Genomic DNA, 22,598 nt, shown 5'->3' on the forward strand with positions numbered 1-22,598 from the left:
TATGCTTGGATGGTCAGCAGGGGTCCTGCATGAGTGATGCTTGGATGTGCGCCTTTTGCTTGAAGCCTGGCCGTTTTCCTTTTTTTCGTCGGTTCTGCCCGCTACACTTAACCTTCGGGAATATGACTTGTTTTTCAGGAGTTAGAGGACATGCTACTGACAGCGCATAATTATTATTCAAGCGACGATGTGAATGAATCCGAAGGTGGACAGAACAAACCAGCCATCGACCTTTCGAGCCTGAACCCACAGCAGCGTGAAGCGGTGCTATGCACCAAGGGGCCGCTGCTGGTTCTTGCCGGGGCAGGCTCAGGTAAGACGCGGGTGCTGACGACTCGCATTGCACACGTGATTGCTGATGAGGGCGTCCGCCCCTGGCAGATCTTGGCCATCACCTTCACCAACAAGGCTGCCAATGAGATGCGGGAACGTCTGCAGGCATTGGTTCCCGGTGGTATCCGTGGCATGTGGGTTTGCACCTTCCATGCAATGTGCGTCCGGATGCTGCGTGAGGACGGGGATCGGCTTGGCTATACGAGTCAGTTCTCTATCTACGATGACAGCGATTCAAAGCGCTTGATTACGGCGATCATGGACCGGATGGATATCGATAAGAAGCGCTATCCGGTCAATGCGATCCGTTCCAGGATCTCCAATGCGAAGAATGCACTGAGAAGCCCTGATGAGCTCTCTGCAAGCGACAATCCGCTCGATCAGAAAGCGGGTCGTGTCTACCGCGCCCTGGATCAGGAGCTTTCCCGCTCCAATGCGATGGACTTCGACGATCTGCTGCTCAACGCTTTGAAGCTGTTGCGGAACAATCCGGATGTCTTACAGCGCTATCAGCGCCGCTTCATCCAGATCAGCGTGGATGAGTATCAGGACACCAACGCGGTGCAGTATGCCCTGACCAATCTGCTTGCCTCGGCGCACTGCAACCTGATGGTCGTGGGCGACGATGACCAGAGCATCTACTCCTGGAGAGGCGCCGATATCAGAAACATCCTCTCCTTCAAGAAGGACTATCCGGATGCCAAGATCGTCAAGCTGGAACAGAACTACCGTTCTACTGGGCATATCCTGCATGCTGCGAATGCGGTGGTGGCCCACAACTCACACCGCACCGCAAAGAAGCTGTTTACCGACCGGGGAGATGGCGAGAAGGTCAGAGTTTACCAGGCTGCCGATGAGCGTGACGAAGGGCGTTGGGTCGGCGCAGAGATCGAGAAGCTCCATGACAAGGGGACGAGCTACAACGATGTGGCGGTCTTCTACCGCACCAATGCACAGTCCCGTGTACACGAGGATATGCTGCTGCGCGCCGGCGTTCCCTATAAGATCGTCGGAGGCACCCGCTTCTTTGACCGTGCGGAAATTAGAGATGTGATGGCATACCTGAAGCTGGTTGTCAATCCCAACGACGATGTCAGCTGCGGCCGTGTGATCAATACTCCGCGCCGCGGTATCGGCTCCACCTCGATTGCCAAGATTCAGGGGTACGCCACCAAGCAGGGCATCTCCTTCTTCAGCGCCTGTGAGGCCTGTGCGGGTGATGCTGGGGTCTTAGGCGCCCGTGCCCGCAATTCCCTTGCGAGCTTCGTCAATATCATCCACGAAGCACGCACCTATTCAGGCGAACTGGTCCAGGTCGTGCAGATGATCATCGATAAGACCGGACTGATCCAATCTTTGGAGGCAGAGCATACCGACGAGGCGGACAGTCGTATCGAAAACATCAAAGAGTTTTTCAGCGTAGCGAGTGACTTCGACGAGACGCACGATGACGCAGAGGCTACACTTGAGAGCCTGAAGCAATTGGAAGAAGCCGGAGCGATCGACGCAGCGGAGGCAGGTACCCCTGATCAGCAGGAACCTGCAGCGCAGCCTTCGTCGACGAATCCCGCAGCGCAGCCGCCGGCATCCGAACAGCTTCCTGCCTTCATGGAGTGGTTGGCACTTAGAAGCGATCTGGATGCGCTCTCCGGCTCCACAAGCGCGGTGACGCTCATGACCATACACTCGGCAAAAGGTCTGGAGTTCCCGGTCGTCTTTGTCGTGGGTATGGAGGAAGGCATCTTCCCGCACTCCGGCCATGAGCAGGATCCGGCTGGATTGGAAGAGGAGCGCAGACTTGCCTATGTCGCGATCACCCGTGCACAGAAGCGGCTTTACCTTACCTATGCGGTGACGAGACGCCAGTATGGTACGATGACCGCAAATCCGAAGAGTCGCTTTATCGATGAGATCCCGCGTGAGGATGTGGAGAATGTCGGTGTCGGATCACAAGGCTTCGGTGGCGTTGGTTGGGAGAAACGGGGAGACCGGCGTGGCACCTACGGTAGCGGACGAGGCTCCGAGGTCTACGGCGGGCATGTCTTTGGCTCCTATACGCGTTCCACCAATGCCGGCAATGCACAGACGCAAGGCCAGTACCTTGAATCCCAGCGTCTGGCTGACCAAACTAAGCGTAAGCGGGTAGCCTCAGAGCTCAAAAAGGGAGACAAGGTCACACACAAGATCTTTGGGCCCGGGGTGGTCCTCGCGGCTGACCAGGATACGGTGAGCGTGCACTTTGAACGGACCGGCAAGACCAAGAAGTTGATGAAAGGGTTTGCCCCCTTAGTGAAGATTGAGGGTTGAGATGAATTTTAGTGATATTGGTCAATTCTTTGCCCCGGGGAGCATCGGGGGACGATGTTTCTATTTGGCTTGTGCGATTGCGATCGCTTACCTGATCCAGACGATTGTTGTCAAAGCCCTGAACAAGGCATTTGATTCGACGCGTATTCCGGCAGCCTCGATCTTTATCAACATTATCAAAGGCCTGATTTGGATCTTTGCGTTGCTGGCAGTCCTACAGCCGGTCTTCGGCGTTGAACCTACCGCCTTTGTCGCCGCCCTAGGCGTCACCTCTGTGGTAATCTCCTTCGGCCTGCAGGATACGATCTCTAACATCATCAGCGGTCTTGGCCTCATGCTCGGCCAGGTTATCAAGCCGGGTGACCACATCCAAGTAGGGGACCTGGTCGGGGTCGTGCTCGATGTGACGTGGAGGCATACGCAGGTGTGTGACGTCTCAGGGTCAGTACAACTCATCCCTAACTCTGTCTTGAATAAGACGGCAGTGACGATTCTCTCTGACTCTGCGGTGAGCCAGTGTACGGTACCGCTGTCCCTTACGGCGACCGGGGATATCGATCACATCACCCAGGAGATTGTGAAGCGGGGACAGAGAGCCTTAGAGAGCTGGGAAGCCGAAGATGATAAGCCCTCAGTGCTGCTCAAAGGTTCCTCAGCCCTGGGCATAGAAGCGCAGGCAATATTCCATATCAAACAAAATAAGAGCGTCGATCAGGCACGGGATCGCGTCCTGCGCTCCCTGATCGGGGCTCCCTGGCTTATGAATCTCTCTGTTGAGGATACCGGTGCAGCCGCACCATCTAAAATCTAAGGATGCGAGGTCCTATGGAAACCGTTCAAAGCTTTACGATCAATCACCTGTTGCTGGAGCCCGGTGTCTACCTGTCACGCAGAGACAAGGACCCGGACACCGGCTGCATTGTCTCAACCTTTGACTTAAGGATGACTGCCCCGAACCGTGAGCCGGTCATGAATACCGCAGGCGTTCACGCGATCGAGCACTTAGGTGCGACATTTCTGAGAAACGACAATGAGTGGGGCTCCCGCATCATCTACTTCGGGCCGATGGGATGCCGGACCGGCTTCTACCTCGTCGTCTTTGGGGACTATGAGTCCAAGGATATGGTGGACTTAGTGAAACGGCTCTTCGAGTTTATCGTAAACTTTGAAGGGGACATCCCAGGAGCGACGCCGAAGGACTGCGGTAACTGGCATGACTCTGACCTCAATGAGGCCAAATGGTGGTCAAAGCGCTATCTTGAGAAGACGCTTGATACCATTGATAGCAAACACCTCACCTATCCTGCGGCGTAAGGAGAAGGAAGACACACGCATATGGCACAGGCAAAAGTCGGCATCATTGGGGCTATGGGCATTGAGGTCAACTACCTCAAAGGGCAGCTCAAGGATGCGAAAACCACCACGATCTCACAGCGCGATTTCTATGAGGGCAAGCTTGGAAGCACGGACGTCGTAGTTGTCGAGTGCGGCGTCGGTAAGGTAAATGCCGCTATGGTGGCGCAGACGCTCTGCGAGCGCTATAGGGTCACGCATCTGATCAACACCGGTGTCGCGGGCTCCCTCAACAACGCAATCAACATCGGTGATATCGTCGTAGCGAAGGACGCTGTCCATCACGATATGGACGTCACCAACTTAGGCTATAAGCCGGGTGAGGTCCCGGGCATCGGCTCTGTCGCGTTCCCGGCTGATAAGCACCTGCAGGAGTTGGCGCTCGAGGCGGTCAAGAACGTGGCCCCTGACATCGAGGGCTTCTCCGGCAGAGTTGCCTCAGGAGAGTTCTTCGTGAGATCCGATGAGAAGAAGCAGCGCATCATCGATACCTTCCATGCGGACTGCACCGAAATGGAAGGTGCTCCGATCGCGCAGGTTGCCTTCCTCAACAAGGTTCCGTTTGTGATTGTCCGTGCAATCTCCGATAAGGCAGACGGTTCCTCCTCGATGGACTACAGGACCTTTGAGAACAAGGCCGCTGAGCACTGTGCACAGATCGTCGAGTACCTGGTATCCCATCTGACTGACTAACTTTAAAACACCTGGTTCGAAAACAGGGAGTTCAGCTCATATGTGAGCTGAACTCCCTGCGTCTCACTGTTCGTAGTGATCGGGTCGCCGTTGCTGCAAATAGGGCCGCTTGGCGCGGGCAGCATCTGACTGCGCAAGATCGATCGTGGCCACAAAGAGGCTCTCTGCATCCTCCGCTTTGCCGATGATTTCACCGTCGGGGTTAATAACGAGAGATTGGCCTGCAAAGGTCGGCCCCTCGGTGCTTTCCTGCGGGACCTCTTTGCCGCAACGGTTGCACAGCGCGATATAGCAGCCATTCTGGTAGGTGGCAGCACGTAGCTCCGCTTCGAAGATCCCGAGTGGCTCATCGGTCCGGTTGACCGCTGGTATGAGCACTAACTGGGCTCCTTGGAGTGCGACGCTGCGGATACTTTCCGGGAAGTGGCGGTCATAGCAGATTACAACTGCGATTTTTCCCCACGGCAGATCATAGGTGATAAAGCCGGAGGGGGAAGGGGCATAGTAGTCTCCCTCGAAAAAACCTTTATTCTGCGCCACGTGCACCATACGCGCGGGCTCTCCCGCGAGGGTACCGGTGTGATCGACAGTGATTGAGGTGTCGTAGGCGTTGCCATCGGGCCAGCGCATCCACAGGTTAAAGGAAGCAGCGATATCTTGAGAGTGGCATATCCCCAAAAGTTGAGCCACCTGAGGTGACTGAAACTCGAGGCACCATTGGTCAAGGCCGTCTCGATAGGGGGAATCCTCTCTGCGATAGGTCGGAAAAAACGGCGTGAGCTGAACCTCGGGGAACATGATCATGTCCGCGTCTGCGGCTTTTGCCTGGCGGATATAGGCTTCGGTGGTCTCCATGTTGTCGTTGAGTGAGGGGGATATATTCATCTGTGCAAGAGCAAGATGCATGGGTGTTCCTTAACAATATTGGTAGTCGTGTAATTGTGGCCTATGAGAGCTTCTTGGTGATGTCGGCAATCTGATCATTGAGCTCATTGATGCGGTCCTGCTTCTCCTGGATCCAGGTTCGCATGTTGACGAGGTAATCCTCGCTGATCGTGTCGTCGTTCATCTGCGCATTGAGATGATCGATCTGTTGCTGCAAGTGGGCGATCTGGTCTTTACGCCGATCAATCGCGGCTTCGGACCTCTCCTTGCGGATCTTGTTGCGCTCTTCGAAGTATGCCTTCTTCTCAATCCAGAATTTTTCCTTTGCATCGCGGAAGGCTTCCCACAGCTCGTTGTCGGTATGGGCACCTGCGAAGCCGATCTGCTTCCATTGGATATCGAGGTCACGCATGGTCTGCGTATTCTGTGGGCTGAAATCCATCGTGGCGGAGATCGTCTTGGCAGTTTCGATCAGCTTACGCTTTGCCTTCGCATTGTTCTCGTAGACCTGATCGAGTCTCTCAAAGTGGGCGTGCTGAGCCTCAAAAAAGGCCTGGCGGGAAGCATTGAATGCCTCCCACAGCTTATCGTTATCTTTACGATTCGCCTGCCCGGCAGCCCTCCACTGTGTCATCAGGTCATGGATCTTGTTAGACTGCTCTCTCCACTGCTGCGTCTTCCAGCTGTCGTTGGGCACAGGCAGATTCTGGATCTCCTTGATAAGCTCTTCTTTTTTCTCTTTGGCCCGCTCGTGCTCCTGGTTGATCTTCTCAAAGTGGGCGCTGCGTGCGGCAAAGAACTTCTGACGGGAGCCGTTGAAGTCTGCCCAGAGGCGTTCATTTGCCTCACGTCCAACCGTGCCAACCGCTTTCCACTCATCCATCAACTGGTGGAACCGCTCGCTGGTCTCTTTCCAGTTCTGGGAGTTAGCGAGGGTTCGCGCTTCCTGGCAGATCTTCTCCTTGGCAGCCTCAGCAGCCTTGCACTCTTTTCCGCACTCGACATAGATTGTATGTCTAAGCTCCTGGAAAGCGCTCCAGAGCTGATCCTCTTCCGGTATGTGCCAGGTATGGATTGACTTCCATTCGTTCATGGTCGGGTGCAAGAGGGATGAGCCACCGCGCCAATCCTTTGCGTCGACTGCTTGCTTTAGTTTATTAATAAGGTCCTGTTTATGGTTAAGATCCGCATCCTTCAACGGGTTGGGTGCAGGTTGAGCGGCAGCGGTTGGCTGTGAGATAGGTTCTGCAGGTGTTTCCTCTCCGGTCGCCTGATCGGCGGTAGCCTCACTTGCATGTTCGGACGAAAGCATACGATCTCCTGTAGCTTGAAACGCGTACTGATCTTGAGCACAGAATACCACGGAAAGTAGTCTTTATGTGGTCGTGAGCCGTCCGCGTACCGCTTTTCGTAGCAATTATTTAAGTGAAAGGAAGCTGTCTAATCAGGAACTGACAGGTTTATGGCATAAGCGCGGATTGTACAATGTAGGGACTGCAGGTGCTGATAGGTGCTAGGCGATAAGGACATACCGTAAGGTTGTGCGATAAGGAGAGCGACTGAGCACATCACGCGCCCTTAAGCGGTTCAGTTTAATAACAAGCAATTACGAGAGTCTACGAGTTAGGTGATAAAACGTCGAACCATCCGTCTCATGCTACGATATCTGTGCCAAACAGAGCCGCCTGAGAGGCCACCTTCTTCTTTGTTTGGCGACATCCCGGGAGGTGGCCGCCCAGGCGGGAATCCAGGATGTCGGAGGAGCGCATGGAGCGCGGTTCCCTCGACTTGCGCTTTCTCTTCGACGGCCTGGATGCCGATGGGCTCGACGAGCTGAGGGACGCAGTCGCCTCGCGGCTGTGCCGCGAGAAGTACGGCGCGGACACGATAGAGGGCCTGCTGGCCAAATGGGGCCATGAGGTCCGCTGCCCGTCCTGCGGCGCCAGGTTCAGCCTGCTCTCCGGGACCATATTCGCGAACTCGAAGCTGGCGCTGCACAAGATCATGAAGATCGTCGAGATCATGTGCTGCAAGGTCTTCTCCACACTCGGCGGTTGGCAGGACTGTGTCATGCTGTCGGGACGTGTGTGAGTCGACGAGATGTACTTCGAGGACATGCGGGCCGAGCACGAGGATGGAAAGCCCAGGAAAAGGGACTCTCCAAGGACAAGGTTTGCGTCATCGTCGCGATCGACTCATAACAAGCAGGCCCTGGCAATCGTCAGTGAGAACGGGAAGCCTTCCACCAAGCAGATCAACGAGGCACTCAAGGAGCATATCAGGGAGGGCTCGACCATCGTCCACGACTGCGAGAAGGCCCACAATGCGCTCGTCAGAGACCTCAGGCTCGTGGACGAGTGCTACAAGGCCGTCACTACCGACCCCGTCTACCTTCGAGCAGATGGCCCTCGTAAACCACCTGTGCTTATAGATCCACCGGATATGTCGAGCACTTCGCCTGCATGAAGCTCGAGAGCCTGCAGGCATATCTGGACTGGTTTGTCTACCTGCACCGGGTCCACCGGGACGAGGGCAGATAGCCTGTGGAGAAAAGGGTCGTCTGCCATCTGGCGCTGTCGAATGGCACGTACCTGCGCAAATGGTGAGAATCAATCACCTAACTCGTAGACCCTCGTAACAAGTAATAAAACGAGGCCTTCTACCTAGTACTTTACCGTTGGTCGCCAAAAGACGACCGCTGACCTGAGGTGATGATAATACGGTAGGACTTGGGTACGCTATAAGCGAAGACAAAAAGCGTCGCAGACAGAGCCAGCGACAGAAACAAGGAGGTGAGTCCGATGGGCATAGATGATTGCTTTACGGTACGTCTGCCCGAGGATCACTGATTTATTTGGGTGGGCTCGGTTGTTGCCACCACAAGTTGATTGTCCGAGACAGTTAAAGTCTGGTAGACGATCGAGCAGATGTAGATTCTTTAAGCCGGGTAAGCTCCGGTATCTCTCAGAAGTAAAAATCACGTGAAGTGTTTGAGATAGAGCATCGGTGACCCGAAGACGGTTCCAAAGCTTTCAATTGGAGTTCTGAGAGGTAATGTGGGTCGAGAATTTATCTGATATCTGATCTGCTTTGTATTTGCAACGGAGTCGCGTGTTCAGAAATGAGTTGAGTCCGTTGGACAGCTAAACGTTGCAAAGGGTTTTGTTCCAGTTGGGACTTTCACACTTCACGAGAAGGTGGAAGAACTAAAGGAGGAGAGTCCAAAGTATTAGGTAAGGTCTAAGGGAGTGCCCCTAGACGATAGAGATGAGTAAAGGAGAGGCAAGCAGACTTCCGCTGCTTGCCTCTCTTTCTTCTATCCTAACAGTCTAGGGAAACGATGATTAATTCGGCTCGATGAGGTAGCTGGAGCTGCACGCTGTGTGCTGCCTGCTCAAAATGTTTGACTCTGTTAGACCACTGTGGATATGAGGTCATGTCGCCTGCTCCCAGTACTTAAGGAACGCAATCGGCATGCCCACGTAGCCTCTCTGGGTGGTGTGGTAGACACCGTCTCACTTGTGCCTGTAGATCTGCTCGCGCTTATCGCCGTCCGATTTGCGAAACTGCTCCTTGTAGCAGAACTACTCTGGGTAGTGTTAGAGATGCTTGGTCGAGACCTTGCGGATGCGATCCATGAAGTGCTTAAGCTGCAAGTGCATGGAGTTGACCTGTGACGTGCGCTGCGCCGAGGTTGACCAGGCCGCTTGCATAGTGGCTCTTACCGTCGCGCCGAGCTCGTCTACGCCGTAGACAACGCAGAGCTGTAGGTTAGAGAGCCCCCGCACACAGATGTTGTGGGCACTGCGCTGCTTGAGGGAACACCATCTTGAATGAGCCTGCCCCATCGTGGCTGGCTAGGCTCTTTGTGAAGTGTTTGCCGACGGCGCGCAACAACTTAAGCCTTAACGCTATCGCCTCACATGCGTGCTGGCGCATGAACTAGACGCTGTACAGACACCCGCCGCATCTCTTCTCACACCTGTACAGTGTGAGCCTGCCAGCTAGGCATACACTGCAGATCAGAAGTAGGTCACTTCCGACGATTCCTTTGTGATTGTGCCAGGCCATCTGGCAAATGAAGAGGGTACACTGGTGGCGACGCCGGTTGCTCCCGCTTTCCGCCATGCCACACTGATTGAAATAGATACGGCGGATGGATGAGGTGCCTTCGGAACGGTTACACAGCCTCAAGCCAAGGGAGACTGTGCACATTGAACTTCGCTACCCCTACCAGCACCTGTAGAGAATAGAGCTGCACATGGGTATGAGTGGTATCGTTACGACTGAAAGCTGCAAACGATTGAGAGACTGAACCATGGACGACGATAAGAACTACCAAAACGACGATAGCTACGACGAGGACGACGGTATCTACAGCTATCCTGATGAGGTACAGATAGCAGAAGCCCGTGAGGCGGGAAACCAGGCGCTTGCAAGCCTTCAGGTGGCGCGCGAGAGCCTTACAAAGGCGAGCGGCTGGGGAATGGTCGATCTCTTCGGCGGTAACATTATCTCTGGAGCAATGAAGTATGCCCGCATCAACGATGCGAAGAAACAGATTGCGCAGGCCAAGTTGGATGTGCAGGTTCTCTCGGAGAAGCTGGGCAATCTCCCGGGCGTAGATTCAATCCACCTGAATGTGGACGGGTTCCTCACGTTTGCAGATTTCTTCCTGGATGGTGCAGTCGCGGATATCTTGGTCCAGGCTAAGATTGAACGGGCGCGGGGCTCGGTGGATACTGCAATCGCTTCAATTAAAGACGCCTTGAATAACCTACCCGCTTAGGAAGCCTTGGTAATCTGCAGTGCTTTGAGCACTTCCTGCATGGTATCTGATCCGTTGTAGCCGACCAGACGGATATGCGTTGACGCGTCAGGCACGCTGATCAGCGCTTCGTAGATGTCGTCCTCGTGCACCACACACACCTGGTAGTTGTTAATGGTCTGTTCTTCATACGTCTCACTATCCTGGAAGTTAGTCTTGAACTCTTCAAAGGTGGCTTCCGATTGCAGGGTACCCCGTGCCACGGTGTCGTCGCCGCGAGTGACGATAAAGTTGACACCTTGCTGCAGGAGGTTAAGGCCCGAGGAAGAGTCGAGGGTCACAATCAGAGATTCGTTGCATTGAATGTTGAGCGTCAGTGTTTCGAGCGAGGAATCTTCGGTATCGTCCTCCTGCCCGCAGGCAGTCAGTCCGAAGAGGGCAAGGGCACAACTCAAGATGGTTATAAGGCACAGGCGCCAGACGCTCATGGATAATCCTTTCATTCGGTGAGCCTTCATTATCCTCTTGCCGTGGAAGCGAAGCTTAAAGGCCATGAGGATTCAATAATTTTTTACCGTTGCGATATTGGCACGCGGTAGCCTTGTTTGCATGAATCTTATCGGTGCGGAAAGGATATGTGCGATGGATAGCGCTGAGGTCGATAGGTTGGCGCAGCTGCTCTTTGAGTATCAGATCTCCTCTAACAAACTTGAACACTGCGCCGCAATGCTAGTGTTTGGCAGCCACGATGAGCGGGTCGCACACTATGCTGCAAAGCTCTGTCGGCAGGGCTGGTCATCGAAGATCGTCTTCACCGGAGGCTTGGGACGCATCACCAAGCGCCTCTGGCATGAGTCGGAAGCGGATCGGTTTGCCCGAATTGCAGAGCAAGAGCAGGTACCGGCTTCGGCAATACTCAGGGAAAACAAGTCCCGCAATACCGCAGAGAACATCCGAAATACCCAGAAACTTTTAAAGCAGGAGGGCCTCGAGGAGAAGAAACTGCTGGTAATCGAGCGCCCCTATCGCGCATTACGTACCCGCGTCACCCTCACCTGCCAGTGGCCGGAGCTTGACTTTATTATCTCGTCTTTGCCTCTTACCTACGAGGAGTATGCTCACTGGTATGAAAGCGGACGAGCACCGATTTCAAAGCATGAGTTTATCTCGATATTGGTAGGAGACACCCAACGTAACCTCATCTATCCGAGCCGGGGATGGCAGGATCCTGTGGAGATCCCAGAGGTGGTACTTTCCGCAGCCCATGAGCTGGCACGGCAGGGCTATACTGAACAGTTACTGAGCGATGTGAGCTCTTGGTAATGCCTGCGTATTACCGGCTTTGAGCACGGTCTGGGCCCGCGCAGAAAATCTTCTGTGATGGATTTTGTGGCCTGACAGGTGGTCGGAGAGCTCTGGGAAGGCGGCTCCGGAAAGGATCAGCACAGCGCCGAAGGCCTGCAAGAGCGATATCGGCTCATGTAGGGCGATCACGGAGAGGACGACAGCGGAAAGCGGCTCGAGGTAGCCGCAGACCGAAACCGTCTGGACGCTCAGTGCATTCATTGCGGAAAAGTAGAGGTAGCATCCGAGGCCGGTGTTCACGAGGCCGAGGATCAGGATCGGGGCAATATCGTTCAGCTCAAGCTGAGGAGCTGCTTGGCCGGTTGCCAGAGCGTAGAGCAGGGCGGTGAAGAAGGCCCCGAAGAGCTGGATTGCGGCGTTCTCCAATCCTTTGATGTGGGTGACCTTCTTGTCGGCGATCACCATCGTCGCATACATGATGGCACTCATGAAGCTCCTTGCGAGACCGAAGGAATTGAGGGAGCCTGAGGCGTTTTGGCCCATCACCAAGAGGGTGCCGGCGACCACTGCGGCAAACCCTAACAGTTTCTTGGTGCCGAGATGGGAATGGAAGAGCAGCGGGCTGACTAACATGACCAGCACCGGTCCTATGTAGTAGACCAGTGAGGCGATCCCGACGCCGACTAAGGTATAGGCCTGAAAGAGGAAGATCCAACCGCCACCCAGGCCTGCTCCGCCAAGCAGCAGGAAGAGGGCTTCTTTGAGGTGGGCGGGGGAGGCGAACTCAGTGTCGTTGCGGTGCGCCTGTAGAAGCAGAATCAACGCGAGAAGAGAACTGCCGAGGAAGGTGCGGCACAGGACGATCTGTGCGGAAGGCAGGAAAATGTGAGTTGCGACAATACCGTTCGAACCGAATAACAGCAGCGCCAATACGTACCGAATCAGAGGCTTCCGCATCCTGATTGCTCCCTTCCCCTCGCTTGAGCGACCCTATTGTGCACGCCATAGCGCTACTTGAAAAGCGCATATAATGCAAGTGTAGTATGAATATTCCTCATAGATAAAGGACTTGCCGATGGATCCTACGATTCAGAAATATCGGGCCTTGCTCGAGGTCGTTGACCAAGGGAGTTTTTCAAGAGCGGCGGAGGTGTGTCAGTACTCCCAGTCGGGTATCTCGCGCATGATTGCCGATTTGGAGCAGGGGTGGGGCGTGCGGATCGTTGAGCGGAGCCGCCGCGGCGTCAAGCTCACCGCCGAGGGCGAGCGGATCGTACCTTTGGTGCGGGACGTGGTGGAAAAGGACCGGACGCTGCAGGCGAAAGTCCATGAGGTATGCGGACTCAAGGTGGGGACCATCCGGATTGGGTGCTTCTCGAGCGTGGCGACGCACTGGATGCCCTGCATCATCGCGCAATTCAGGGTGCACTATCCGAGCGTCGACTATGAGCTGATGATGGGGGACTTTGAGGAGATTGAGCGCTGGACCCAGGAGGGCAGGGTCGATCTCGGGCTCATCGCTGACAAACCGAAGCACTCTGTGCGCTCGCGCCGCTTGGCCTCTGATGAGATGCTCGCGGTAGTGCCCCAAAACCATCCGCTTGCACAGGTAGATTGCGTTTCACTTAAGGACCTATGTCAGGACCCCTTTATGCTTCTGCAGCAGAGCGGGGACAGTGAGGTCTCTGGCATCTTTGCTGCAGCAGGGCTCAAGCCCAACGTCAAATTCGTCACCTGGGATGACTATGCGATCATGGCAATGGTGGAAACAGGGCTTGGGGTCTCACTCTTACCGTCCCTGATTCTGCAGCGTAATCCCTACCACCTTATAGCGAAACACCTGGTAAAACCGCAGTACCGTGAAATCTACCTGTTGGTTCGGCCACACCTGTCGCGCATGGCAGAAGTCTTTACCACGTTTCTGGAGGAGCAGCTCACTTCACTGCATCGATAATAAGGCGGTCTCCCTCTTGGTGGGTGGTTGCGACGCAGTTGATAATGGAAACGCCGCGACGGTATTCGCTTGCCGTGTAGAGGCAGAAGAGCAGCGGATCGAAGGAGTCCGCATACTCAAATAAGGTGCTGATCGCGATGGGGAGTGCATCCTCCGCCGGATATCCGTAGACTCCGGTGGAGATGGAACAGAAGGCGAGGCTTGTATCGTTTGATTCGAGCGCCATCTCACAGGAATTGCGGTAGCAGGCCTCCAGCAGTTCCGCATTGCGCTTGCGGCTATAGCGTGCATAGATCGGGCCTACAGTGTGGATAATGTGGCGGGCGCCGGTGGCACGCTGCAGGTTGAAGGAAGGGGTGATCACAGCCTCACTGGTGTTGCAGTGGCCGATCGCCCGACAGGCGAGATCGAGTTCGGGGCCTGCAGCATCGTGGATTGCGGCATCTACACCTCCGCCCCCGGCGAGCGCCGCGTTAGCGGCATTGACGATCGCATCGACGGGTTGATCCACAACTGAGGCGTGAATGACGGCAAGCATGTGAGGCTCCCTCCCTGGTATTCCTTCATCTCTCACCTTACTCCAACACTCTTCCGTTAGTGCCGCGCCACACGTCAATGGGGCAGATAGCCGATTGAGCGCAGGGTTTTGTAAGGATCTCCGGTGCTCAGGTGTGTGGCCGCCTACAATGGATAAAGTGCGTACGTATTCGGTCAGGTTTGGGTACGATACGTTGCAGTGACAATACCACCAGGGTAGAAAGCGATAGCATGACTCAGCGTTCTCTCAAAGGTTGGATCGGCGTCTTTGATTCGGGCGTCGGTGGGATATCGGTGCTGAAAGCACTGGTGGCTGAGCTCCCGCATGAGAACTTCTATTTCTTTGGGGACTCTGCGAATGCCCCCTATGGGGAGAAGACGGATGGGGAAGTCTATCAGCTCTCCTCCCGCATCGTGGAGAACTTTCTGGAGCGTGGCTGCAAAGCTATCATTATCGCCTGCAACACCGCCAGCGCGGTCGCAGCGGCGCCCCTGCGCCACCGATTCCCTGATGTGCCGATCATAGCGGTGGAGCCCGCACTCAAACCGGCGACCTTGGCGCCGAAGCACGATCGGATTTTGGTGATGGCGACACCGGTGACGCTGAGGCTTGTGAAGTATCACAAGCTAGCGCAGCGGTGGGGCTCCCGCTCCCACGTAATCTCTCTGCCCTGTCCGGGGCTTGCAGGCAGGATCGAGAAAGGTAACCTCGACGCGCCGGACCTGAAAGCGCTCGTCGAGAAACTCGTGGGGTCCTATGCGGGTACTGTCGATTCCGTAGTGCTTGGGTGCACGCACTATCCCTTTATCAAGGGGACAATCCGTGAGGTTGTGGGGGATGTGCCGTTCTTTGATGGGGGAAAGGGTACTGCCCGGGAGCTCAAGCGGAAGCTCGCCCAGCACGGCCTTCTGTCCTTCTCGTCCGGGCCGGGACAGGTGGTGTTTGACTCCTCAATTAAAACTGATCAAGAGCTGAAACTGTATGGGTGGTTCTTCCGCCAGGAGGTTTAAACGATGATTGGAGCCGTTATCTTTGATATGGATGGGCTGCTCGTCGACTCAGAACGTCTCTATCTGCATTTTTTGCCGGAGGCATTGAAACGATTCGGCCTGCCCTTTCGTGAGGAAGTCGCCGATAGAACCCGTGGGGTTACCAACGAAGAAGGAGGGCCCATCGTTGAGGAGATCTACAGTGACTATCCGGGTACCGACGGCTATGCCGTACTGAGCACGCTACAGAAAATCGTCGATGATTATAGCTTTGAGCATGGGGTACCTGCGAAAGACGGCGCGGTTGAGCTCCTCAACTTCTTGGGTGGAAGACAGGTGCCTCGTGCGCTCGCCTCTTCCTCCGGCATGGACATCATACGCAATAATTTGGATCACCTGCATTTGACGGAGGCATTCAATGTCTTGGTGAGTGGGAGAGACCCCAGTATCAAGAACAGTAAACCCGCTCCTGATATCTTCCTCGCTGCTGCCATGCAGCTGGGAATCGATCCTCAGAACACTCTCGTGTTGGAGGATTCCTATGCGGGTGTCAAAGCCGGAGCTGCCGGTAACTTCAAGACAATCATGATCCCCGACCTTTCTCCGGTAACCGACGAGATGCGCCACCTTGCGTATGGGATCTATCCTTCACTCAACGACGTGACGGATCTCCTTGAGATGACGGATATGGATATTTAACCTGAGCAATACAGACAGAGGTTTGTTGACCTATGGGCAAAAAGAAACTGATGGGAAGCCTGCTTGCGGCAGGGATCGTAAGCGCGGCAAGTATTGTCATGTATTTTGTGTCACAGAGTGTGGGCGCTTCCAATGAGGCGGTGTTGACCGCCTCAAGCCCGCGACTCTACGCTTACATCGTGAGCCTGCCGATGCTTTTGTGGGCCATGGGGTTCGCGGGAGGCATCGTCCTCGACCGCACGCTACACCTGTACACCCTCAACGTGATCAAGCTGATCTGTCTGGTATTCGGATGGGTCGCCGTTGGTCTCGTGGTTGGTTCCGCGTGGATCGCGCCGCTGATTCCGTCAATGGGACAGCTGGTGCTGGGCGCCGGACTCTTTCTCGCAGCCTGCCATCCCCTCATTATGCTGGTCATGGGCTTTGTCTTAGGAATCGGGTTTGCCCCTCCCAAGGAACCCTTCTTGGTCAAGAAATCTGAGTAGCTCAGCTCTATGGTCGGATCATGAAGACGAAGGGCATTCTGTTTTAATCTAAATTCCTACTTGCATGGTGGGAATATAAGTGACATAGTAGTTGACAACGAGCTTGCATTTGCCACACGCTCACCGGTACAGAAGCATGCACTGCATCGGTTGTGGTGACACCCTCGTTTCCAGTCAACGAATGAGAAAGGTCTTACTGATGAAATTTGCGCAACAGATTGAGGGACTTATCGGTACTACCCCGCTGGTGGATCTCTCCGTCCTCGCAGACAACAAAGCGACAATTTACGGTAAGTACGAAGCAACCAACCCCGGTGGATCCATAAAGGACCGTATCGCTCAGGCGATGGTCGATGCCGCTGAGGCAGATGGATCTCTGAAGCCGGGTGGTACGATCATCGAGCCGACCTCCGGCAACACCGGCGTCGGTCTCGCAATGGTCGGAGCGGCGCGCGGCTACCATGTGATTCTGGTTATGCCTGAGACTATGTCCATCGAGCGCCGCAAGCTTGCTGCCGCCTATGGCGCAGAGATTGTTCTGACGTCCGGCGAGGGTGGTATGAAGGGTGCAATCGCGAAGGCAGACGAGCTGAAGGCGCGGACCCCGGGTGCGATCATCGCAGGTCAGTTTACAAATCCTGCCAACCCGAAGGCTCACTATCAGACCACCGGTCCTGAGATCTGGAAAGACACTGAGGGTACCGTCGACGCGGTTGTCGCAGGCGTCGGCACCGGCGGCACCATCTCCGGCACCGCCAAATTCCTGAAAGAGGAGAAGCCTTCCGTCAGGGGCATCGCTGTTGAGCCGTATGAGTCCCGCGTCCTTGAGGGTGAGCCCGCTGGCCCGCACAAGATTCCGGGCATCGGCACAGGCTTCATTCCGAAGACCTATGACGCTTCTGTTGTCGATGAGGTTGTCGCAATCACCTCACAGGATGCTATCGACACGAAGAAGAAGCTCTCCGATGGCTACGGCCTTCTGGTCGGTATCTCCTCCGGTGCGGCGGTCGCGGCAGCCGTTGAGCTTGCCAAGCGTCCTGAGTATGCAGGCAAGGTCATCGTCGCAGTCCTTCCGGATACCGGCGAACGTTACCTGTCCCTTGACCTCTAAGCCAGAGAACCTGTTTATTGAATGCTGAGGCGGTTCCTTTCTGTAAGGGCCGCCTTACTGCATACCGGGATCAATATGTGCTTCTGGAATGCAGAGACATTCCATTTCTAAATACCTACTCATTGGTATGAATTTGATGAACACGGATTCTTTTAGGGCCTGTATGGCATACACTGTGTAGTATGGGATGTACTAAAAAGGGAGAGGCAGTTATGGGTCAAACACAGACGGTACAGCGGGTATGCGAGGTGAAGCAGCCCTCGCAACGTGTCGGTCTTTTCCAAGTGATGCGTGAAGATGCAGAAGCCGTCGTGAACCGCGATCCTTCTGTCTCATCTGTGCATGAAGTGGTATTCTTTGCGGCGGGACTCAGAGCTGTGTGGGCCTACCGTCGCCAGCACTGGCTGTGGACCCACGGGATGCATGGGCTCGCGATGTGGTCGCAGAGCCACACCCGCAAGAAGTATGCGATAGACATCCATCCGGCTGCCCAGATCGGCCGCCGCTTTGTCATCGATCACGGTATCGGTATCGTCGTCGGCGAAACCGCAGTGATCGGGGATGACTGCATGCTCTACCAGGGCGTCACGCTCGGTATGACCGGACACCACGGCGGTAAACGCCACCCAACCCTCGGTAACAACGTTATGGTCGGAGCCCGCGCCACCGTGCTGGGCAACATCCATATCGGTGACGGAGTGAGGATCGGCGCCAATGCAGTGGTACTGCACGATGTGCCGTCCAATGTGACCGTGGCGGGTATTCCGGCCCACATCGTTAAGGACCGTCGCTGTTGGCAGAACCCGAAATTCTCCCTTGTCGACGGCGAGAGCGTGGAACACGCTGATCCGCTGGAAGGTCAGAGAGGGACGCACCTCAATGAGGAGGAGAACGAACGGTGGTCCTGCGGCCTCTGAGGTGCGCACTTAGTTTCAAATTGTTTACAAATTTTAATATGTTGTTTCTTGTCCCCCTCTTTACTTTAGGATTGAACCATATATGACACATCTAAACGTTGAGGGGGAGACATATGTCTGCAACGTTTAAACGGCGGTTGCCGATTCCAAAAGAGATCAAAGCCGAGATGCCGCTCTCCGTGGCCTCTGCGGAGCGTAAAAAGGCAGTCGACGAAGAGGTTGCCGCCATTATCAAAGGTGAGAGCCCCAAGAAGCTCCTGATCGTCGGTCCGTGCTCTGCGGACAATGAGGATGCAGTGCTCGAGTACGCGAGCCGTCTCGCAAAAGCGCAGGATGAGGTAAAGGACAAAATCCAGATCGTCATGCGCGTCTACACCAACAAGCCGCGCACCAAGGGTACCGGTTACAAGGGCCTGCTCCACCAGCCGGATCCGGAAGGGGCGCCTGACCTGCTTGCAGGCCTCAAGGCAATCCGTCACATGCACCTGCGCGTGGTTGAGGAGACCGGCCTCTTCACCGCCGATGAGATGCTCTATCCGGAGAATGACCGCTTCCTGAACGATATGCTCGCCTATGTGGCGGTCGGTGCACGCTCGGTAGAGGACCAGCAGCACCGCCTCGTCGCCTCCGGCATTGAAGTACCGGTAGGCATGAAGAACCCGACCGGCGGCAGTATGTCCGTAATGCTCAACTCCGTCTATGCGGCACAGCATCCGCAGACCTTCATTTACCGTAACTGGGAAGTGGAGACCACCGGCAATCCGCTCGCTCACTGCATCCTGCGTGGTTACAAGGGTCTCGACGATATCAACTACCCGAACTACCACTACGAGTACCTGGAGCGTCTGGCAGCAGCCTACGAGGACGATAAGAACTACCAGAACCCTGCTGTGATCATTGACACGAACCACGACAACTCCGGCAAGCGTCCGCTCGAGCAGATCCGTATCTGCAGCGAGGTACTCGATTCCGTTGCGCGCAATAAGGATATCGCAAAGCTGTTCCGTGGCTTCATGATTGAGTCCTACCTCGAGGACGGTAACCAACCGATCGGTGGTGGCGTCTTCGGTAGGTCCATCACCGACCCTTGCCTCGGCTGGGACAAGACGAACAGGCTGATCCACGATATGGCAGATCGTCTCTAAGCTTCAGGACGTTAGACATACAGCTGGCAGACAGTAATGTGAGAAGGCCGAAAGGAATATCCCTTTCGGCCTTCTGTTGTTCTATGGTGAGAACGTATTGGACTGTATAGGGCAGGTTGGTGAGGTTGATTCGGCGTGAAACTGATCGAGCAGCTTCGTGATAAGAATTCTTGGCTTCACAACCTCATTATGTACGCACTGATCGGCATAATCTCCTCAGGGCTCGATTTCACAATCTTCACTCTTGGCAGTACCGTCCTCGGATTTCCCTGGCTGTTCGTGAATATCGTATCGGTGACCTGTGGCATCACGGTCAGCTTCTTCTTGAACCGGCGCTACAACTTCCGGGTGTTTGACCATCCCGCCATCCGTGCAGTTCTGTTCTTCGCGGTCGGGTTTACGGGGCTCATACTCTCAGAGCTCGTCCTTTTCTGGCTCACATCGCTGGCGCTGCCGCTACTTTGGGCCAAATTTCTGTCTTTGATTATGGTCGGATTCGTCCAGTTCTGCCTGAACCGGCTGCTCTCGTTCGGTATTCACTTTGACAGCTGAGGGCCAGCTAGTTAATGAACTGCTCGACGACCTCTTTGAGCACACCGTCGTCGCAGCTTGCCTTTGCGACGTAGTCTGCATCTGCTTTGACATCGTCGTCCGCATTGCTGACGCAGACACCGACGCCGGCTACTTCCATCATCGGCATATCGTTTTGGGCGTCGCCGCAGGCGATGCTGTCCTGCGGGTCGATATGGAGGAGCTCAAGCAGCTGCTTCAAACCGGTGCCTTTGTCAACCCCGAGCGGATTGAACTCAAAGTAACGGTTTGAGCTGAAGGTATAGGTGACCTGGTCTTTGAGGTCTTTCGGCATTATGTCGCACATGTGGCGCAGGTAGGGCATACCGTCAGGCTTCACGACGAGCATCTTGGCCAGTGGCACATCCTTCAGGAAAGAAAGCGAGTCGTCAGTGAAATCAGTGTACGGCATGTGGCCGCGCAGGTAGTCGATCTCGGACTGCTGCAGGTGGCTTCCCCACACTTTGCCTGTGGTCTCATAGATGTGAAAACCCACATCGAACTGCATGGCCCAGTCATAGATCGCTTTGACGAGATCGAAGGGCAGCTGATGCGAGGTAATCGGGGTATCGTCGCTGATCTTATTGATGCAGCCGCCGTTGTAGGAGATCACATAGGAGCCTTCGAGGAGCTCTTTCGGGATCGCCGCGCAGCTCTGCAGCACCGAATGGTAAGCACGTCCAGAGGCGGGGACAAAAAGGACGCCCTTGGAGCGCATCTCAGCGATTGCGTCGATGTTCGCCTGGGGGATCTTGTGTTCCTGATTGAGAAAGGTCTCATCCATGTCTGAAGCAACAAGGCGGTACATACGGTGTTTCAGCCCCCTCTATCTGTAATCTTCACGTCGCCTCTTAGTGTACTCTTATGTTCGCGCTAGGATAAGAACTGCCTGAAAGTGCAGTTTGGGTCCGTATCGAACTGTTAGAGATAAGGAAGTGTTAAAGCATGCCGTGCACAACATTATTGGTCGGTAAAGACGCGAGCTTCGATGGGTCGACCATTATCGCACGCAACGAGGATTCCGGGAACGGGACCTTCAATCCCAAACGGTTTGTCGTCGTGAATCCTGAGGATCAGCCACACACCTACAAGAGCGTTCTGGCCCACCTCACGATTGATCTGCCGGACAACCCACTACGTTATACCGCGGTCCCGAATGCGATCACCAATGAAGGCATCTGGGCTGAGGCCGGCGTCAACGAGGAGAACATCTCGATGAGCGCAACTGAGACCCTGACCACCAACGAGCGCGTCTTGGGTGCCGACCCGTTTGTCACCTATGAGCCGGAGAAAGGAAAACCCGGCGACGATGGGTACGAGCCGGAGCTGATCGGCGGCATCGGCGAGGAGGATATGGTCACGATCGTGCTGCCCTACATCCACTCTGCCCGTGAGGGCGTCCTTCGTTTAGGCAAGCTCTTGGAGCAGTATGGCACCTACGAGATGAACGGAATCGCCTTCAACGACGTCAACGAGATCTGGTGGCTTGAGACCGTGGGCGGCCACCATTGGATCGCCAAGCGCGTGCCGGATAACATGTACGTGACGATGCCCAATCAGCTCGGCATCGATTCCTTTGACTTCGAGGATGCCTTTGGTGAGCGGGAAAACTATATGTGCTCCGTGGACATGAAGCAGTTTGTGGCAGATAATCACCTGGATCTGACGCTTGAGGGCCACGCCTTCAACTCGCGTGAGGCCTTCGGCTCCCATTCCGATTCTGACCACGTCTACAACACCCCGCGCGCCTGGGCGATGCAGCGCTTCCTGAACCCGCATGCGATCCAGTGGGACGCGTCTGACGCGCTGCTCACCCCTGCGTCTGATGATATCCCCTGGGGCAGGGTCCCGGAGCGCAAGGTCACGATCGAGGACGTCAAGTACGCCCTGTCACTGCACTACCAGGGCACCAGGTATGATCCCTACGGCCGTGATGGGGCGGCGACACGCGGCATGTACCGCCCGATCGGTATCAACCGCAACTCACAGCTTTCCGTGGTGGAGATCCGCCCGGATGTAGACGATCGCTACGCCGCGATCCAGTGGCTGGCCTTCGGCAGCAACGTCTTCAACGCGCTCGTACCCTTTTACGCGAATGTGACCACGACGCCGGAGTACCTCTCCAATACGACCGCACAGGTGACCACTGAAAGCTTCTATTGGGCAAATCGCATCATTGCAGGGCTGGCGGATGCGCACTTCCACGAGTGCCAGGCGGGTATCGAGCGCTATCAGGAAAAAATGGGCGGCATCGGTCACCAAATCATCCACGAGACCGATGCGGCGGCCGACCAGCAGGTGGCTGATGTGAAGCCACTCTTGGAAGCCGGGAATCAGAAGGTAGCGGATTACCTCAAGCGTGAGACTGATTCCTTACTTTCAAAGGTGCTCTATGAGGCTTCGATGGGGATGAAAAACGGGTTCTCTAAAGACGATATGTAAGGCATACCGCTCAGATTTTCTCAGGCGGCAGGTACCAGGAAGTAGTATACCTGCCGCTTGTTTATTAAGAGCATGTTTCGTGTTTGTGCAGGTGACAGAGCATA

At 55.2% G+C, this 22,598-nt stretch carries 24 protein-coding genes; 17 read left to right on the forward strand and 7 right to left on the reverse strand.

The features are described 5' to 3' along the window. Positions 1-150 precede the first annotated feature (150 nt). The 4 genes from J4859_RS07025 to J4859_RS07040 are packed head-to-tail and all read left to right on the forward strand — an operon-like array spanning position 151 to position 4,686. Complete coding sequence (locus J4859_RS07025) at positions 151-2,640, forward strand: ATP-dependent helicase (RefSeq protein WP_212334620.1); 2,490 nt, start codon at positions 151-153, stop codon at positions 2,638-2,640. A 1-nt stretch (position 2,641) separates the two neighbouring features. Beyond that, entirely contained in the window at positions 2,642-3,451 is an 810-nt protein-coding gene (locus J4859_RS07030) for a mechanosensitive ion channel family protein (RefSeq protein WP_212334629.1), read from the forward strand. 14 nt (positions 3,452-3,465) lie between these two features. Further along, on the forward strand, positions 3,466-3,954 hold the full coding sequence (locus J4859_RS07035) for an S-ribosylhomocysteine lyase (RefSeq protein ID WP_212334631.1): 489 nt from the start codon (positions 3,466-3,468) through the stop codon (positions 3,952-3,954). A gap of 21 nt (positions 3,955-3,975) precedes the next feature. After that, positions 3,976-4,686, forward strand: a complete 711-nt coding sequence (locus tag J4859_RS07040; protein ID WP_212334633.1) for a 5'-methylthioadenosine/adenosylhomocysteine nucleosidase — start codon at positions 3,976-3,978, stop codon at positions 4,684-4,686. Positions 4,687-4,749: 63 nt separating this feature from the next. Here J4859_RS07040 and J4859_RS07045 read toward each other — a convergent pair whose 3' ends face one another. Together J4859_RS07045 and J4859_RS07050 are read right to left on the reverse strand one after the other, a co-directional pair. Further along, on the reverse strand, positions 4,750-5,592 hold the full coding sequence (locus J4859_RS07045; protein WP_256436851.1) for a carbon-nitrogen hydrolase family protein: 843 nt from the start codon (positions 5,590-5,592) through the stop codon (positions 4,750-4,752). A gap of 40 nt (positions 5,593-5,632) precedes the next feature. After that, on the reverse strand, positions 5,633-6,883 hold the full coding sequence (locus tag J4859_RS07050; protein ID WP_212334637.1) for a DUF349 domain-containing protein: 1,251 nt from the start codon (positions 6,881-6,883) through the stop codon (positions 5,633-5,635). 440 nt (positions 6,884-7,323) lie between these two features. Between J4859_RS07050 and J4859_RS07055 the strand changes: the two genes are divergently transcribed. Both J4859_RS07055 and J4859_RS07060 read left to right on the forward strand, forming a co-directional pair. Beyond that, positions 7,324-7,662: a hypothetical protein gene (locus J4859_RS07055; RefSeq protein WP_212334639.1), complete on the forward strand. Its 339-nt coding sequence runs from the start codon at positions 7,324-7,326 to the stop codon at positions 7,660-7,662. Between the two features lie 9 nt (positions 7,663-7,671). Then, positions 7,672-8,037 (forward strand): hypothetical protein, encoded by a 366-nt coding sequence (locus J4859_RS07060; RefSeq protein WP_212334641.1) that lies wholly within the window; start codon positions 7,672-7,674, stop codon positions 8,035-8,037. A gap of 1,133 nt (positions 8,038-9,170) precedes the next feature. Here the strand turns inward: J4859_RS07060 and J4859_RS07065 are convergent. Next, complete coding sequence (locus J4859_RS07065; protein ID WP_212334643.1) at positions 9,171-9,419, reverse strand: hypothetical protein; 249 nt, start codon at positions 9,417-9,419, stop codon at positions 9,171-9,173. 470 nt (positions 9,420-9,889) lie between these two features. On the opposite strand from J4859_RS07065, the gene J4859_RS07070 reads away from it, so the two are divergent. Continuing rightward, complete coding sequence (locus J4859_RS07070) at positions 9,890-10,360, forward strand: hypothetical protein (RefSeq protein ID WP_212334645.1); 471 nt, start codon at positions 9,890-9,892, stop codon at positions 10,358-10,360. Here the strand turns inward: J4859_RS07070 and J4859_RS07075 are convergent. Next, on the reverse strand, positions 10,357-10,827 hold the full coding sequence (locus tag J4859_RS07075; RefSeq protein WP_212334647.1) for a hypothetical protein: 471 nt from the start codon (positions 10,825-10,827) through the stop codon (positions 10,357-10,359). The two genes, J4859_RS07070 and J4859_RS07075, sit on opposite strands and share 4 nt — an antisense overlap. 154 nt (positions 10,828-10,981) lie before the next feature. Between J4859_RS07075 and J4859_RS07080 the strand changes: the two genes are divergently transcribed. Further along, positions 10,982-11,662: a YdcF family protein gene (locus J4859_RS07080; RefSeq protein ID WP_212334649.1), complete on the forward strand. Its 681-nt coding sequence runs from the start codon at positions 10,982-10,984 to the stop codon at positions 11,660-11,662. Here the strand turns inward: J4859_RS07080 and J4859_RS07085 are convergent. After that, entirely contained in the window at positions 11,636-12,601 is a 966-nt protein-coding gene (locus J4859_RS07085; RefSeq protein ID WP_212334651.1) for a DMT family transporter, read from the reverse strand. The genes J4859_RS07080 and J4859_RS07085 overlap by 27 nt on opposite strands. 118 nt (positions 12,602-12,719) lie before the next feature. Here J4859_RS07085 and J4859_RS07090 point away from each other — a divergent pair, with 118 nt between their 5' ends. Next, a complete protein-coding gene (locus J4859_RS07090; protein WP_212334653.1) occupies positions 12,720-13,598 on the forward strand; it encodes a LysR family transcriptional regulator in 879 nt (292 codons plus the stop codon). Here J4859_RS07090 and J4859_RS07095 read toward each other — a convergent pair. Next, positions 13,579-14,136, reverse strand: a complete 558-nt coding sequence (locus J4859_RS07095; RefSeq protein ID WP_212334655.1) for a macro domain-containing protein — start codon at positions 14,134-14,136, stop codon at positions 13,579-13,581. The genes J4859_RS07090 and J4859_RS07095 overlap by 20 nt on opposite strands. 230 nt (positions 14,137-14,366) lie before the next feature. Here J4859_RS07095 and murI point away from each other — a divergent pair, with 230 nt between their 5' ends. The 7 genes from murI (at position 14,367) to J4859_RS07130 (ending at position 20,034) form a co-directional block, all read left to right on the forward strand. Then, positions 14,367-15,146 (forward strand): glutamate racemase, encoded by a 780-nt coding sequence (gene murI, locus J4859_RS07100; protein WP_212334657.1) that lies wholly within the window; start codon positions 14,367-14,369, stop codon positions 15,144-15,146. A 3-nt stretch (positions 15,147-15,149) separates the two neighbouring features. After that, on the forward strand, positions 15,150-15,824 hold the full coding sequence (locus J4859_RS07105; protein ID WP_212334659.1) for an HAD family phosphatase: 675 nt from the start codon (positions 15,150-15,152) through the stop codon (positions 15,822-15,824). A 32-nt stretch (positions 15,825-15,856) separates the two neighbouring features. Then, positions 15,857-16,309, forward strand: coding sequence for a hypothetical protein (locus tag J4859_RS07110; protein WP_212334661.1), 453 nt, complete (start codon positions 15,857-15,859; stop codon positions 16,307-16,309). Between the two features lie 196 nt (positions 16,310-16,505). After that, positions 16,506-17,420 (forward strand): cysteine synthase A, encoded by a 915-nt coding sequence (cysK, locus tag J4859_RS07115; RefSeq protein WP_371812236.1) that lies wholly within the window; start codon positions 16,506-16,508, stop codon positions 17,418-17,420. A gap of 287 nt (positions 17,421-17,707) precedes the next feature. Further along, entirely contained in the window at positions 17,708-18,337 is a 630-nt protein-coding gene (gene cysE / locus J4859_RS07120; protein ID WP_249113790.1) for a serine O-acetyltransferase, read from the forward strand. Positions 18,338-18,450: 113 nt separating this feature from the next. After that, positions 18,451-19,482, forward strand: coding sequence for a 3-deoxy-7-phosphoheptulonate synthase (locus tag J4859_RS07125; RefSeq protein WP_212334674.1), 1,032 nt, complete (start codon positions 18,451-18,453; stop codon positions 19,480-19,482). A 135-nt stretch (positions 19,483-19,617) separates the two neighbouring features. After that, entirely contained in the window at positions 19,618-20,034 is a 417-nt protein-coding gene (locus tag J4859_RS07130) for a GtrA family protein (protein WP_212334676.1), read from the forward strand. Positions 20,035-20,041: 7 nt separating this feature from the next. On the opposite strand, the gene J4859_RS07135 is transcribed toward J4859_RS07130, so the two are convergent. Next, positions 20,042-20,860, reverse strand: coding sequence for a Cof-type HAD-IIB family hydrolase (locus J4859_RS07135; RefSeq protein WP_256436852.1), 819 nt, complete (start codon positions 20,858-20,860; stop codon positions 20,042-20,044). A 137-nt stretch (positions 20,861-20,997) separates the two neighbouring features. Here J4859_RS07135 and J4859_RS07140 point away from each other — a divergent pair, with 137 nt between their 5' ends. Further along, a complete protein-coding gene (locus J4859_RS07140; RefSeq protein ID WP_212334680.1) occupies positions 20,998-22,494 on the forward strand; it encodes a C69 family dipeptidase in 1,497 nt (498 codons plus the stop codon). Positions 22,495-22,598: the final 104 nt, after the last annotated feature.

The organism is Atopobium sp. oral taxon 416 (genome assembly GCF_018128285.1).
In the GTDB taxonomy this organism is placed as follows: Bacteria; Actinomycetota; Coriobacteriia; order Coriobacteriales; family Atopobiaceae; genus Olsenella_L.